This is a genomic window from Janthinobacterium kumbetense, from assembly GCF_023703445.1.
GTDB lineage: Bacteria > Pseudomonadota > Gammaproteobacteria > Burkholderiales > Burkholderiaceae_D > Janthinobacterium > Janthinobacterium kumbetense.
The window spans coordinates 38,667-53,170 of record NZ_JAMQGR010000017.1; the positions used below are offsets into that span (position 1 = coordinate 38,667).

Consider the following 14,504-nt stretch of genomic DNA (forward strand, 5'->3'; position numbering starts at 1 on the left):
GCTACATCAGCGGGCCGGCTTCACCGGTTCGCGGTCGATCAGGACCGTGTTGACGCTGTCCGTCAGCCAGATCTGGCCATCCTGGATCGTGCATTGCAGCTGCATCGTGCGCTGCGCCAGCTTGCTCATGTCTTGCGCCGCTTCCGATGGCAAGTTGATCACGGTCAAGTTCTTCGCCCGTTCCAGCTTGTTCGCGATCTGCTTCCACCAGATGTGGCTGGTTGCGCCATAGCTGTAGACGATGACCTGTTCCGAACGGCCGCACGCCTTCAGGATACGCTTTTCGTCCGGCTGGCCCACTTCGATCCACAGCTGGATGGCGCCCGTCAAGTCTTTCTGCCACAGATCGGGCTCTTCCGTGTCGAACAAGCCCTTGGTAAACGTCAGCGCCTCGTCGGCGTGGATGGCGAACGCCAGCAGGCGCACCATCATGCGCTCGTCCGTTTCGGACGGGTGGCGCGCCAGGGTCAGCGCGTGATCCTGGTAGTAATTGCGGTCCATGTCGGCGATCTGCAGATCGGCTTTGAAAATTGTTGCTTTGAGGGCCATCGTGTTTCTGTCTCGGTAAAGTGAATAGTGAAGTCGGTATCAGCGGAAAACCACGGTCTTGTCGCCATTTTTCAGGATGCGGTGCTCGACGAACCATTTCACGGCGCGCGCCAGCACCACGCACTCGACGTCGCGGCCGATGGCCGTCAGGGTTTCCGCATCCATCGCATGGTCGACGCGCTCGACGTCCTGCTCGATGATCGGGCCTTCATCCAGGTCGCCCGTGACGAAATGGGCCGTCGCGCCGATCAGCTTGACGCCGCGGTGATGCGCCTGCGCATACGGCTTGGCGCCCTTGAAGCTGGGCAGGAAGGAATGGTGGATATTGATGGCGCGGCCGTCGAGCGCCTGGCACAGGCCAGGCGACAGGATCTGCATGTAGCGCGCCAGTACCACCAGGTCGATCTTGTGCGTATCCATCAAGTCGATGATCTTCGCTTCCTGCGCCAGCTTGGCCGCTTCCGGCGCGCCGGTGGCCAGCGGCAGGTGGTGGAACGGAATATTGTAGCTGGCCGCCAGCTGGTAGAACTCCATGTGGTTCGACACGATGGCGGGAATTTCCACGTTCAGCAAGCCGCTCTTGTAGCGGAACAGCAAATCGTTCAGGCAATGGCCGATCTTCGACACCATCAGCATGACGCGCGGCTTGACGCGCGCATCGTGCAGCTGGCCGTGGAAGGGGCCGTTCAACTGCATGGCTTGCGACAGGTCGGCGAAGTCGCTGCGCAACTGGGCGTCGCTGACGGCGCCGTCTTCCAGCGCGAAATGCACGCGCATGAAGAACAGCTGGGATTCCTGGTCGCCGAACTGGGCGGAATCGAGGATGTTGCAGCCGCGTTCGGCCAGGAAGCCGGACACGCGGTGCACGATGCCGCGCTGGTCCAGGCAGGACAGGGTCAGGATGTATTCGGGATGCGTCATGGTCGCGGAATAAAGCAAAAAAAGTGGGCTATGCTCGGCTCAGCCACGCGCGCCGGCCATCGGCTGCGCTGCCGCGAGCCGGCTATTGTCGCACGGCCAGGCCGGTCAACCCGCATTTTCCACACAAGCAGCATGGCTGCCGGCGGCGACAAGCCGATTCACGTTTATTTGATCTAACACAAAGTCATCGCATTTTTCCGTCTTCCAGGCGCCATTCCCCCGCCAAACGGGCAGCTGGCGTGGAACCTGGCACGCCATCCGGCGTCTATCCCTTTGCTTGTTTCACCATACGCCGCATCCGGTGCACCGGGTGTTTCCTGGATCCGTTTTTCATTGAGGTAGAACATGTTCACAAACAGTATTTCCCCCAGTTTCAGCCCTGCCCTGAAGTCCCACCTGGAGGCCCAGTGCAATTTCGCCACGGAACTATCGCGCAAGCTGGTCGATACGGCGCAGCAACTGAGCGAGCTGCATCTGCGGCTGGCGCAAGACTTGCTGCAGGAATGGAGCAGCGCCAGCCAGCAACTGCTGTGCGCGCGCGACACGGGCGAGTTCATGTCGCTGGCCGCAGCCCAGTTGCAGCCGAGCAGCAACAAGCTGCAGCAGTACCAGCAGCAGCTCGGCAACCTCGTCGCCAACGCCAATGTCGAAATGAACCGCACGGCAGAGAACCACCTGCCCGAAGCGAGGCGCACGGCCGTGGCCTTCGCTGACGAAGTGGTGCGCAAGACGGCCGAGGAAACGGAAAAAGCCACGCAGCGCCAGCGTGAAATGATCGAAAGGATGCACGCCACGGCCCCCAGCAATGGCGCCGGCCGCAGCCGCGATACCGGCAGGCAATCCGATCAGGCGCATTGAGCACTTGAATTGACCACTTGACCCCACTCGACAGCAAGGAGAGCGACATGGCTAGCAATCAAGGTAATGAACAGGGCAAAGGCGCTGGCAGCAGCCAGAAAGCCGGCGAATCGGGCAGCGGCAAAGGCCCGAGCAAGCGCGGTTTCGCCGCCATGAACGAGGAACAGCAACGCGAAATCGCCAGCAAGGGCGGCCAGGCAGCCCATCAAAAGGGCACGGCGCATGAATTCGACTCGGAAGAAGCGCGCCGGGCCGGACAGAAAGGCGGCGAAGCCGTCAGCCGCAACCGCGAACACATGGCGGAAATCGGCCGCAAGGGTGGCGAAAGCCGGCAATCGGCCCAGCGCGCCAATGAAAGCCGCAGCGGCACGGCCACGCGCAGCGGCGGCACCGAGCAGGGCCGCACTGGCCGGCAAGGCGGCAAGGACGAGGACGACAAGGGCGGAGCAGGCGGAGCGGGCTGAGCGGGGCAGGCCGGGCTGCCCCTGCGGCGCGCGGCCTGATGCAGGTAGGCAGGGGCGGCCCTGGCAGCCCTGGCAGCCCCGTGCAAGGGCTGGCGCAGCGCGGGGGGCGGCGGTATGGTACATTCTCGCCTTACCGACACCTCCGCGCCACGCCCCGCCCTTCCCCGCATGCAGCCATCCCTGAAATACCTGAGCGCCTATTCCGAACAAACGCAAGCGCAAGTGCAGCAACTGATCGCGCAAGACAAGCTGGGCGACGTCCTGTTGAAACGCTATCCGAACGCGCACGATGTACGCAACGACAAGGCTTTATACCAGTATGTGCAGGACTTGAAGAATGAATTCCTGCGCAATGCCGAGCCCATCAACAAAGTGGCGTTCGACAGCAAGATCCATGTGATCCAGCACGCGCTGGGCTTGCATACCTCGATCTCGCGCGTGCAAGGTGGCAAGCTCAAGGCCAAGCATGAAATCCGCGTGGCCACCATGTTCAAGGAAGTGCCGCTGGAATTCCTGCGCATGATCGCCGTGCACGAACTGGCGCACGTGAAGGAAAAGCAGCATGACAAGGCGTTCTACAAGCTGTGCACGTATATGGAACCGCAATACCACCAGTACGAATTCGACGTGCGCCTGTACCTGACCCAGCTCGACCTGTCCGGCCAGCGCCTGTGGTCATGACATCCACATAACAATGCCGCCCCGGGCATCCATTGGGCGGCATTGTTGGTGTGGGTCAGAGTAGCCGCCCGGCAAGACGGGCGGCTCATGACGCATGTGCCGGCGGGACCGGCAGCGTGCTCAGGCTCAGGCGGCGTTCTTGCGGCGGCGCAGGAAGGCCAGCAAGCCCAGTCCGCCCAGCATCATGCCGTAGGTGGCCGGTTCCGGCACGGCGCTCACGCTGGCGGCGATATTGTCGACCTGGAAGGTGTGCAAGGCGCCCTCCTGCCACGTTGCCGACAGCAGGTTGTTGAAACCCGTGAACGTGTAATCGCTGAAGTTATGGCTGCCATCGAGGCTGAAGGTCTGGGTCACCGTGCCGCCGCCCACCTGATGGCCGAAGAACGTCACGTCGTAAGGGCCAGGCAAGCTCACGAAGTCAGCCAGACGGATCGAGCTCAGCGAGAAAGCGGCGCCATCGGTACGGCTCAAGGTTGTCGTCGTCAGCACGGTGGCGCCAAGACCGGCCGAGCCGGCATAGGCAAAGTTGCTTTGATGGGCAGAACTGAGCAAGCCCAAGAAGCTGCTGTCGAAATTGTAGCCGCCTTCGGAATAGGAGTCGAAGACGGAGCCGAGAATGCCGGGTTGCTCCAGCGCATCGAAGCCGATGACGGTGGTTTGTGCATGGGCGCCGCCGGCGGCGAGAATGGCGGCGACGGCAGTCGCGCGCAAGAGAGTCATTGGTTTCACAATAATATCCTTTCAAGATGATGAAGTAGCGAGGTTGTGGCAACTTGCAATATCTAGGCGTCGTAGCGGGAAACGGGAGGCGCCTCGCTGGGTGTCCGACATGCCTGTCTTTTGAACAATTGCAGTAGAACACATTCATGCATAAAAAGCATCTTCATTTTCAAAAAAACATGCCTGCGTGGAAACATTCTAGCTATATTTATATTAATTAATTAATTGATCTTGATCAATTTTCCCGCACAGAAATAAAAAAGCCATGCATTTCACAATGCATGGCTCTGGATGAGACTTCACAAAGAAGATTTACGGCGCACTATCCTTCAACCGCTGCACCAGGGCCGCAGGATCGGCATCGGCGTTCAGGAACGCCGCGTGCTGCGGGCGGATGAAGCCCTGTTCCTTGCCGTTTTGCACGAAAGCGATCAAGCCGTCATAAAAACGGTCGACATTGAGCAAGCCGATGGGCTTGGCGTGCAAGCCCAGCTGGGCCCAGGTGAGCATCTCGAACAGCTCTTCCAGGGTGCCATAGCCGCCGGGCATGGCAATGAAGGCGTCGGACAGGCTGGCCATCATCGCCTTGCGCTCGTGCATGTCCTTCACGATGAACTGCCGCGTCAAGCCTGTGTGCCCCACTTCGCGCTCGACCAGCTGGGTGGGAATCACGCCCGTCACCTCGCCGCCCAGGCGCAGCACTTCATCGGCGATCACGCCCATCAGTCCCACCTTGCCGCCGCCATACACGAGCGAGATATTTTCCGCCACCAGCACGCGCGCCAGTTCGCGCGCCGCCACGGCATAGTCCGGCGAGACGCCCGCGTTGGCGCCGCAATACACACATAAAGCCTTGATCACAGTATTCCCTACCCTTTCAATTCATCGATCGCCGCCTCGACCTCGAGGCGCTCCTTGGCGTCCAGTGCCACGCACTCGGCCGCCTTTTCATACAGGGCCAGCGCTTCCGCCAGCTTTTTCTTTCCGTCGAGCATATTCAAGGCGCGCGCATATTCGCTGTGCGCCAGCGCCGAATACGGCGTCAGGGCCAGCGCCGTCTTGAAGTGCTGGTAGCCATCTTCCTTGTTGGCGCCGTAGGTCAGGCCGCCTATCATGGCGCCGACCTTGTCGATAATTTCCGTATGATAAATCCCAAACGCGATATGCGCTTCCGCATGCATGGGCGCCACCGTCATCGTGCGGTCCAGGCTATTGCGCACGCGCGCGCCCATGCCCTGCGCCAGGGCCTTGACGACGGACGTGCCCAGCGCGTAGCGGCCCAGGCTGTAGGCGTGCCAGTAGTAGCCGGCCGGATTGTCCGGCTGCTCGCTCTGCTGGCGCTCGCAGCGCTCCGCCACTTCCTCGTACATGTCGAGTTTCCGGCTGTCGTCCACTTCCAGGTGCGTGGCATAGATGCAGGTCGCCTTGTGCGCCACCGCATAGCCGGGCACGCCGACAGCCAGGCCCAGTTTCACGGCCCGCTCGAAGTCGCCCGCATGGAAGGCCAGCCACGCCTGCACCAGCGCCGGGTGCGTGGGAAAGGGTTCCACATCGCCCGCATGCAGGCGCGCCCAGGCCGCTTCCAGGGTTTGCGGGGTGTAGACATATGCTTCGTCCGGATAAGGAAATTGTTTCCAAGCCATATATCTCTCCTGTAAATGACGACGTGGCGCCAGCAGTCGCGTCAGTCGTTCTTGAGTTTTGTCACATACTCTTCCGACAGTTTGCGAAACAGCAAATGCGTTTCATTGCGTAAATACGGCCCGATCAGGGACAGCACCTGGTAACAGCCGCGCGCCAGCGCGTCGGACATCGATTGCTGCTCGCTGTACTTGCGCGGGTTGCGCACATATTCGTACGACAGCCAGTAGGTGGCGACGACCACCATATTCGTCGCCATCGCGGCCACTTCCATGTCCGACGCTTCCAGCGACTGTTCGCTGCGCAAGTCTTCGCACAGCTGCGTGGCCACCTTGATCTTGTGCGCCAGGATCAGCTTGAAGTGCAATTCCAGCTTGCGGTTGCGCGACAGCAAATCGTTGAGGTCGCGATAGAAGAAGCGGTAGCGCCAGATCAGTTCGAACATCAGGTGCAAATACAGCCAGACATCCTCGATATTCGAGCGGCGCCCGTCGGGTACGGTCAGGATGCGTTCGATTTCCGCCTCGAACTGGACGAAGATGGAATTGACGATGTCGTCCTTGTTACGGAAGTGGTAATACAGGTTGCCGGGCGAAATGTTCATCTCTTCCGCAATCACGGTCGTCGTGATATTCGGCTCACCAAACTCATTGAACAGGCGCAGCGACAACTCCAGGATGCGTTCGCGGGTACGGCGTGGTGCTTTTTGTAGCATGGCGGGCAATCTCTCTGTGTTCTGCCTCAAGCATACCACCTAAGATAGCTGTAATGAAACACTCCGCCCCCGGGCGCCAACGAAAAGCCGGGCAAGAAAAAGCCTGCTCGCGCAGGCTGGAGGGATGCGGCACCGGCTCAGGCGGCCGGCGCTTTTTTCTTCGCCGCCGGTCTCGCTGCCGGCTTGCTTGCCGGCTTGCTCACCGCTTTGCTCGCCGGCTTGGCCGCCGCGCGCGGCGCGCTCCGGGCTGCCGGCTTGGCCGGGGCCTTGGCGACGACCGCTTTCGGCGCGGTTTTCGGTGCCATTTTCGGCGCCGCCTTCACGGCGGGCTTGGCCGCGGCCTTCGGCTTGGGCGCCGGCGCGGCCTGGGCCGACAGCGCCGCCACCTGCCGGCTCAAGGCCTCGATCTGCGCGTGCAGTGCGGAAATATCCTGTTGCGTGGGCACGCCGATGGTGGCCAGGGCGCGCGCGACACGCTCTTCAAACACCTGCTCCAGCTTGTCCCAGGAGCCGCTGGCCTGCTTGCCCACGCCATCGGCCAGCTTGCTGACACTGTCGCTCACGCCGGAAACCTTGTCTTCGGCGCGCTTCTGGAATTCCGTGCCTTCCTTCACCAGCCGGGAAAACACGCGTCCCCCCTCTTCCTGCGCCTTGGCGAAGGCGCCCAGGCCCGCTTGCCAGATCTGCTGCGCCGACGAGCGCACGGCGTTCGCCAATTCCTTGTCTTCCGCCAATTCCTTCAATTTCTTCACCATCGCCAGCTCCCGTCATATGAAAGGCCATGCCACTTCATGGATACTTTTATTCTAGAGAGCAAAACTAGAGACGGGAGTCTAATCCGATAGAAAGCTGCCTCTGAAGGTGCGCCAGCGCACGCAGCGGCCAGCGCCTAGGCCGCCGCCTTCACCTGGCCATGCAGCAGCTTGTGCAGGCGGAAACCTTCGCGGATATTCTCGCGCAGCACGGCGCCTTTCCACGGTTTCGTGTAGAAGCGGTCGACGGCGCCGCGGTTGATGGCCGCCATGATGGGCGTCAGGTCGGCAAAGGCCGACAGCATGATGCGGAAAGTGTCGGGACACAGGTGCTTGACCCGTTCCATGAATTCGGTGCCGCTCATGAGCGGCATGCACTGGTCGCACAGGATCACCTGCACCTTGTGGCGCGCCAGGATGTCGAAGCCTTCGGCGGCCGTCTGCGCCGTGAGGATGCGGTAGCCGTCCTGCGCCAGGAAGTCGCTGAGCACGTCGAGCATGAAGACATCATCGTCGACGATCAGCAAAGTTTGCTGCTCTTCGCCGGCGGCATCCTCAGGCGCCTGCAGCAACTTGCCGCCCATCAACATCTGCTCGAATTCCTCGTGCGGCACGGGGCGACTGAAATAATACCCCTGCATCTCGTCGCAGCCGTGGCGCCGCAAATAGGCCAGCTGCGCGTCGTTTTCCACGCCTTCGGCGATCACTTCCAGCTTCATGCTGTGCGCCATGCTGATGATGGCCAGCACGATGGCCGCGTCGTCCGGATTGCTGGTGACTTCGCGCACGAAGGCGATGTCGATCTTCAGCTTGTCGATGGGGAAGCGCTTCAGGTAGGCCAGGCTGGAATAGCCGGTGCCGAAATCGTCGATGGAAATCTGGATGCCCAGCGCCTTCAGGTTGCGCAGCACGGCGATGGTTTCCTCGGCGTTCGACATCAGCGAGCTTTCCGTCAGTTCCAGCTCCAGCAGCTCGGGCGCGATCTCGTATTTGCGGATGGCCTTGAGCACCTCCTCTTCCAGGCCGCCGACGAAAAACTGGATGCCCGAGACGTTCACCGACAGGTGCACGGGCCCGATGCTGCTGGCGCCCCACTCGCTGATCTTCTTGCACGCTTCGTCGAGCACCCAGTTACCGACGCGCACGATGAGTCCCGTTTCTTCCAGCAGGGGGATGAACAGGGCCGGCGAAACCATGCCGTGACCGGGGCGGCGCCAGCGTATCAGCGCTTCGGCGCCGCTGATGCGCCCCGAGATGATATTCACCTTGGGCTGGAAGAACAGCACGAATTCCTCGTTGTCGATGGCGCGCCGCAGGGCGTTTTCCATGTCCAGCCGCGCCATCGACTGCGCATTCATTTCCGCCGTGAAGAAGCGGAAGGCGTCGCGGCCCGCCTCCTTGGCGCGGTACATGGCCGTGTCGGCATATTGAATCAGCGTGTCCGCATCGACGCCATCGTCGGGGTACACGGAAATGCCGATGCTGACCGTCACCGTCACTTCATGGCCCTGCAAATCGAAGGGCTTGCGCATCGCCTCGCGCACCTTGTGGACCACGCCCACGGCGTGCTGGGCGCCGTCGGGCAGCACCAGGATGGTGGCAAATTCGTCGCCGCCAAAGCGGCCGATGGTATCGCGCACGCGCAGGCAATCGACGAGGCGGCTGGAAAACTGGCGCAACAGGTCGTCGCCGATGGTGTGGCCCAGGGTGTCGTTGATATTCTTGAAGCGGTCGATATCCATGAACAGCACGGCCACGGCCCACTGGTGTTCGGCCGCCTGGGCCAGGGAATGGGTCAGCGAGACGTAGAACTGGCTGCGGTTCGGCAAGCCCGTCAAGGTGTCGAAATGGGCCAGCTTCATCAGGCGCTGCTCGGCATCCTTGCGCTCGGTGATGTCGCGCGCCACGGCCACCAGTATCCAGCTCTGCCCCGAGCGCAGGGTGCGCCGCTGCACTTCCACCGACAGCGGCGAGCCGTCCTTGCGCTGCAACTGCAATTCCGTCATCGGCCCGCCCTGGTCGCCGGCCAGCAGCTTGTTGTACAGCTCTTCCAGCTGGGATTCGCCGTCGTGCGCGCGGCCAGGCCCCACGCGCAGGAAATCCTCGCGCTCGAAACCGAGCATGCGGCAAGCCGTCTGGTTGACGTCGACGAAGCACATGCCGGCGCGGTCGACGAGGAAAATCGCGTCGGCCGTGGCGTCCATCGCCAGGCGGAAGCGGCGCAAGTCTTCATCGAGGCGGATGCGCGCCGCCATGTCCAGGGTCAGCTGCTCGTGATGGCGCTTGATCTCGTCGTACAGCAGCAGGTTGTCGTAGGCGACGGCGATCTGCGCCGCCACCGTGGCGGCGACCCGCTCGTCGACTTCGGAAAACTCAGTCGCCCCCAGCTTGTCGACCAGGTACAGCCAGCCGTGGCTGCGTTCACGCGAGGCGATGGCCACGCCCAGGAAGGAGTGCACGGGCGGGTGCGTGTCGGGCAGGCCCAGCGCGCCGGGGTCGCCCTTCAAGCCATTGACCCGGTAGGGCTGGCGCTGCTCCAGCAAGCGGTTCAGGATGCCCGTGCGCGGCGCGCTGGCGATGCGCTCGAGGTTTTTCTCGGCGCCGCACGAAGAAAAATAGCTGAGCTTTTCGGCGCCCTCTTCCAGCACGCCGATGCAGGCGTACTTCGAGACGCAGATATTCTGCGCCACCTTGCAGCCCGCCTCGATCAGGGCGCGCGGATCGCGTTCGGCGCCCAGCTCGATGCCCAGCTCGATCAAGGCCGTCAGGCGCAGGCTGACCGCCTGCAGGCTCGACAGGGAACGCGACAGGCGCTCCGTCATGACGCCCAGGTCTTCGGGGATGGCGGCCTGACCCTCGCGCTGGCTGGCCAGCTGCGAAATCTGCTGGCTGCTCGATTCGAGTTCATCGAGGTAGCCGCTGACCTGGTGCTCGATGCCGGCCAGCTTGCCTGCGGCGGGAAGCGCCGCGCCGCCGCCGGCGCCCGGCGCACCCGGCACCTGTGCCGCCGCCGGCATCAGCCCCAGCGCCTCGTTGACGGTGCGCACGATGACCTCGGGGTCGGACGGCTTGGGCAGCACCCAGCGCACGCCGCAGGCCTGCGCCAGCAGGATCGCTTCCTGCTCCCGGTAGGTGGCCGTATAGAAGATGATGGGCACGTCGGTCAGCGCGGGGTCGGCATGCACGCGCGTGACGAATTCGTAGCCGTCCATGTTCGGCATAAGGATGTCGGAAATGATCAGGTCGGGCCGCTCGGTGCGCAGGATTTCCAGCGCGTCGGCGCCATTCGCCGCTTCCAGCAGGCGGTGGCCGCCGTAACCCAGCAGCGCGGTCAGGAACTCGCGGTTCAGCACATGATCATCGACGATCAGGATGGTGGCTATGTCGTTTTTAACTGGCGTCGACGGCGCCCCGGGTAAAAAAGACTCCAGCTCCGCAACGAAAAGGTCGGGCTCGATCGGCTTGCCGATGTAGCCATTGAAACCCGCCTCGAGCAGGCGTTCGCGGTCGCCCACCATGGCCAGCGCCGTCACGGCCAGGGCCGGGATCGCGCGCAGCCGCGGGTCTTTCTTCAGCTCCGCCACCACGCCGTAGCCGTCGAGCTTGGGCAAATGCACGTCGCAAATGATCAAGTCCGGCAATTCGCTGCGCGCCATGCGCACGCCCTCTTCGCCGTCATAGGCTGCCAGCGGCGTGTACCCGAAGGCGCGCAGCAAATACACCATCAATTCCATATTGGTGGCGTTATCTTCAATAATCAGGATACGTGCGGACAATTAGCGCCCCCAATAAAAACTGCATGGACTCATTTTCCGCCTGCGTTCAACTTTCCGCATGCGCGGCTAACATAACAATCCTATAACATCTTGCCATACATCCAGAAAAATATCTGTGCGCAGGGTACCAGCAGAGCTACGCAAGCGGCCTCGGGAACAAATTTCCGCCAGCGGTCTTCTGACGTTAGCTTAATACAGTACGCCAGTGGAAAACAGCATTTTCTGCCCGTGACGCTGTTAAACACGGGCAACAGCAGAGTCAAAAGAGACAGTCTTGCCATGCAGATAAAACACAACAGGATTCAGGCAAAACGGGGGGAAGATGGGGGCTGGGCGACTTCGGTCTTGATAGTGATTTCCGCCAACAGCTGACGCAGCACGCGCGCATCGCTGGCCAGCGCCACGTGGCCGATGCCGCCGAAGGCAAGATTGCGCGCGCCGGGCAAATGCGCGGAAGATTGCGGCGCGACAATATTATCGTGGTGCGAGTAAATCGAGGTGATCAGGGCGCGCGTCTCCGGCGTCTCGCTTGCGGCCAGCTGCGCCAGCCAGCCGCTGGGCGCGCCATGGATACGGCTCATCTGGCGCGCATTGGCGCCCGCCGCCACATTGGCCAGCACCGTGCCGTGGTGCGGCGTGCCGATGGTGACGATGCGCGCCACGCGGGCCGCGCCGTAATGGCGTAGCCAGGCGCGCGCCACCAGGCCGCCCATGCTGTGGGCGACGATGATGGCGCGGTCGCTGCCCGTGCGGGCGCACAGCGCCGCGATGGCTTGCTCGACCTGCGGCACGAATTCCTCGATATCGGCGCCTATCGGTTCCAGGTCGACGCCGTCGTGCGCGATGCCGGCCCGCGCCAGCTGCCGGCTCAGCTGCGCCCAGTAGCCGCGGTTGCACACATAGCCGTGGATCAGCAGCACCGGCAAGCCCTGGCCAGCGACGGTGTCGGCCGCATGCAGGCGCGGACGCAGCATGCCCCACGACGACGTCCACAGCGTGGCGCGCAACTCGCCCAGGAACAGCCGCGCGGCGCCCCGCACGCCCAACTGATGCTCCGGCGGCACTGGACTGCCAAGATGCCGGCTTTCCCGGAAATTGCGCGCCACGACCAGCGCGCGCACGGCCAGCAGCATGGCGCCCGCCAGCAGCAGGGCCAGCACCGGCGACGCGACGCCCCAGGCATGCATGGCCAGGTACGCCACCGCCAGCACGGCCAGCACTTGCAGCAGCATCAGCCACCTGAGGATGCGCGCGATCATGCCGTGCCTGCGACGGGAACGGGCGCCGGCTTGCCCGTCAGCTCCCGCGCCAGGCCGCTGGCCAGGCGCGCGGCCAGCGCATACAGCGTCAGTTGCGGATTGGCGCCTATCGAGGTGGGGAACACCGAGCCGTCGTGCACGGACAGGTTGCGCACGCCGTGGTAGCGGCCGTCGGCGCCCGTCACGCCCAGGCGCGCATCGTCCGACATGGCGCAGCCGCCCATCACGTGGGCCGATACCACGCGCGCCAGCAGCGCCTTCATCGGCAAATCGCCGATGGCCTGTTTCGCCTGCGTCCAGCTGGCGTAGTGGCTGGCCAGCTCGTGCACGGGATACACGCTCCGCGCGCCGGCCGCGAACTGGATTTCCGCCATCGACAGCAGCGCGCGCCGCACGCCGTCCCAGATGAAGGGCGTGAGCGGATAGTCGAGCACGGGCGCGCCGAAGCTGTCGATCGATACGCTGCCGCCCGCCGCTTCATGGTGAAAGCCGTCGCGCAGCAGCGCCAGCAAGGCGTGCGCATGGGGGAAGTCGCGCATGGTGCGCGCATGCTCGTCGCCGAAGCCGCCCATGGTGGTGGCCATCAGCAGCGGATGCAGGGGCGGCGCTTCGAGCTTGTAGCCGATGGGGCCATCGATGGGCGCCGTGTGCAGGAAATGGTCGGAATAAATCGTCTGCGGTGCGCCCGCATAGGCGTCGACGCGCTGCTTGAACAAGCCCGCCGAAATCACCGTCGGATGCAGGAAGGTGCGCCGCCCCAGCAAGCCGTGCGGATCGGGCGCCTGCGAGCGCAGCAGCAGCGCGGGCGAATTGATGGCGCCGCCGGCCAGCACGAAGTGCCTGGCGCGCAAGGTGAGGCGCACGCCCGTGGGCGCCTGACCGGCAGCATCGAGCGCCGTCACCTGCAGGCTGTCGATGCGCTCGCCCTTGAAGCTGAAGCGTTCCGCGCGCGCATGCACGAGCAGGCCCGCGCCCAGCGCCAGCGCCGAGGGGATCGTCGTCACCAGCATCGATTGCTTGGCGTTGGTGGGGCAACCCATGCCGCAGTAGCCGAGGTTCCAGCAGCCGTTCACATTGCGCCGGATGGCGGCCGTGGGGATGCCCAGCGCCGTGGCGCCACGCCGCAATAAGTCGTTGTTTTCATTCGGCGGCGCGGCCCAGTCGCTCACGTGCAGGCGTTTTTCCATCATGGCGAACCACGGCGCCATGGCGTCCACGGAATAGCCGGACAAGCCAAAATGCTTGCGCCAGTAATCGAGGGTGCCGGGCGGCGTGCGGAAGCTCGACGTCCAGTTGACGGTGGTCGAACCGCCCACGGTGCGCCCCTGCAAAATGTTGATGGCCTTGTCGCGCGTCTTGCGCGCGGCCGATTCCTGGTACAGCGCGGGATAGGCGTCCGCTTCGCGCATCTTGAAGTCGCGCGAAGACTTCAAGCCGCCCTCTTCGACGATCAAGACTTTCAGGCCGGCCAGCGCGAGAATTTCCGCCGTCACGCCGCCGCCGGCGCCGCTGCCGATGACGACGACATCCGCCTCCAGGGTGCGGTCGGCATTCAGGGTGCTGGCGTCGGTGACGTTCCAGCCGCCGGCCACGCCGATGGCGATGGGATCGGGTATGGGAGATGTGCTCATGGATGCCTTATGCGCTCAGTTCGGGCAGCGGTCCCGGATAGCCGATGGCGGCCCAGTGGGCGGCATCGGCATACCAGGCGCCGAGGATCAGGTCGTGCAGGGCCAGGTAGGCCGTCTGCAGGGTGGCCAGGCGGTGCGTGCGCCACGATTGCAGGAAGGCGGCCACCTGGGCGGGGTCGGCTTCGCGCCAGCCATCTTTGACGCCGGCGACGAAGCGCCGCGCGGGCGCCAGCGCCAGCAAACCGAACAAATCCTGCACTTCCTGCTGCGCCGCCAGGGGCAAGCCGCGGATGGCCGTGTCCACGCCGGCGATGGCGCCATCGAGCGCCGCGGCCCGCGCGGGGGTTTCCCGCGGCAGCGCGCTGCCCAGCATGGCCGGCACGATGGCCGCCAGCGCCGCGCGCGCCGCGCCATCGAGGACGAAGCGGCCTGGTGGCGCCGGCCCGCGCACCAGGCGATAGGCCGCCCCTCCGGCGGCCAGCGCGCAGGCGCCGAGCACGCCCAGTTTCAGAAACGATCTGCGTTGCATACCCCTAT

The 14,504-nt window shown here is 63.7% G+C and carries 14 protein-coding genes; 3 read left to right on the plus strand and 11 right to left on the minus strand.

Translation table 11 applies throughout. From position 1 onward, the window contains the following. Positions 1–6 precede the first annotated feature (6 nt). Positions 7–549, minus strand: a complete 543-nt coding sequence (locus tag NCG91_RS26430; RefSeq protein WP_070291303.1) for a YaeQ family protein — start codon at positions 547–549, stop codon at positions 7–9. Between the two features lie 39 nt (positions 550–588). Beyond that, the gene (purU, locus tag NCG91_RS26435; protein WP_077401742.1) at positions 589–1,470 is read right to left on the minus strand and encodes a formyltetrahydrofolate deformylase; all 882 of its coding nucleotides are present in this window, start codon (positions 1,468–1,470) and stop codon (positions 589–591) included. A 345-nt stretch (positions 1,471–1,815) separates the two neighbouring features. Between purU and NCG91_RS26440 the strand changes: the two genes are divergently transcribed. The 3 genes from NCG91_RS26440 (at position 1,816) to NCG91_RS26450 (ending at position 3,473) form a co-directional block, all read left to right on the plus strand. Next, the gene (locus NCG91_RS26440; protein WP_251351848.1) at positions 1,816–2,328 is read left to right on the plus strand and encodes a phasin family protein; all 513 of its coding nucleotides are present in this window, start codon (positions 1,816–1,818) and stop codon (positions 2,326–2,328) included. 47 nt (positions 2,329–2,375) lie between these two features. Continuing rightward, the gene (locus tag NCG91_RS26445) at positions 2,376–2,792 is read left to right on the plus strand and encodes a KGG domain-containing protein (protein ID WP_099664831.1); all 417 of its coding nucleotides are present in this window, start codon (positions 2,376–2,378) and stop codon (positions 2,790–2,792) included. Between the two features lie 168 nt (positions 2,793–2,960). After that, positions 2,961–3,473 carry a YgjP-like metallopeptidase domain-containing protein gene (locus tag NCG91_RS26450; protein WP_034758768.1) on the plus strand — a complete coding sequence of 171 codons (513 nt, stop codon included), beginning with the start codon at positions 2,961–2,963 and terminating at the stop codon, positions 3,471–3,473. A gap of 126 nt (positions 3,474–3,599) precedes the next feature. On the opposite strand, the gene NCG91_RS26455 is transcribed toward NCG91_RS26450, so the two are convergent. The 9 genes from NCG91_RS26455 to NCG91_RS26495 form a co-directional block, all read right to left on the minus strand. Beyond that, on the minus strand, positions 3,600–4,193 hold the full coding sequence (locus tag NCG91_RS26455) for a PEP-CTERM sorting domain-containing protein (protein WP_099664832.1): 594 nt from the start codon (positions 4,191–4,193) through the stop codon (positions 3,600–3,602). 312 nt (positions 4,194–4,505) lie between these two features. Continuing rightward, entirely contained in the window at positions 4,506–5,051 is a 546-nt protein-coding gene (locus tag NCG91_RS26460; RefSeq protein ID WP_180278808.1) for an LOG family protein, read from the minus strand. Positions 5,052–5,062: 11 nt separating this feature from the next. Beyond that, entirely contained in the window at positions 5,063–5,836 is a 774-nt protein-coding gene (locus NCG91_RS26465; RefSeq protein WP_099664834.1) for a tetratricopeptide repeat protein, read from the minus strand. 41 nt (positions 5,837–5,877) lie between these two features. Then, on the minus strand, positions 5,878–6,549 hold the full coding sequence (locus NCG91_RS26470; RefSeq protein WP_034758777.1) for a TetR/AcrR family transcriptional regulator: 672 nt from the start codon (positions 6,547–6,549) through the stop codon (positions 5,878–5,880). A 137-nt stretch (positions 6,550–6,686) separates the two neighbouring features. Next, positions 6,687–7,304, minus strand: coding sequence for a phasin family protein (locus NCG91_RS26475; protein WP_251351849.1), 618 nt, complete (start codon positions 7,302–7,304; stop codon positions 6,687–6,689). Between the two features lie 134 nt (positions 7,305–7,438). Beyond that, the gene (locus tag NCG91_RS26480; RefSeq protein WP_251351850.1) at positions 7,439–11,077 is read right to left on the minus strand and encodes an EAL domain-containing protein; all 3,639 of its coding nucleotides are present in this window, start codon (positions 11,075–11,077) and stop codon (positions 7,439–7,441) included. 302 nt (positions 11,078–11,379) lie between these two features. After that, the gene (locus tag NCG91_RS26485; protein ID WP_251351851.1) at positions 11,380–12,336 is read right to left on the minus strand and encodes an esterase/lipase family protein; all 957 of its coding nucleotides are present in this window, start codon (positions 12,334–12,336) and stop codon (positions 11,380–11,382) included. Further along, the gene (locus NCG91_RS26490) at positions 12,333–13,967 is read right to left on the minus strand and encodes a GMC family oxidoreductase (RefSeq protein WP_251351852.1); all 1,635 of its coding nucleotides are present in this window, start codon (positions 13,965–13,967) and stop codon (positions 12,333–12,335) included. The genes NCG91_RS26485 and NCG91_RS26490 overlap by 4 nt, the downstream gene beginning before the upstream one ends. 7 nt (positions 13,968–13,974) lie before the next feature. Beyond that, positions 13,975–14,496 carry a hypothetical protein gene (locus NCG91_RS26495; protein WP_251351853.1) on the minus strand — a complete coding sequence of 174 codons (522 nt, stop codon included), beginning with the start codon at positions 14,494–14,496 and terminating at the stop codon, positions 13,975–13,977. Positions 14,497–14,504 lie beyond the last annotated feature (8 nt).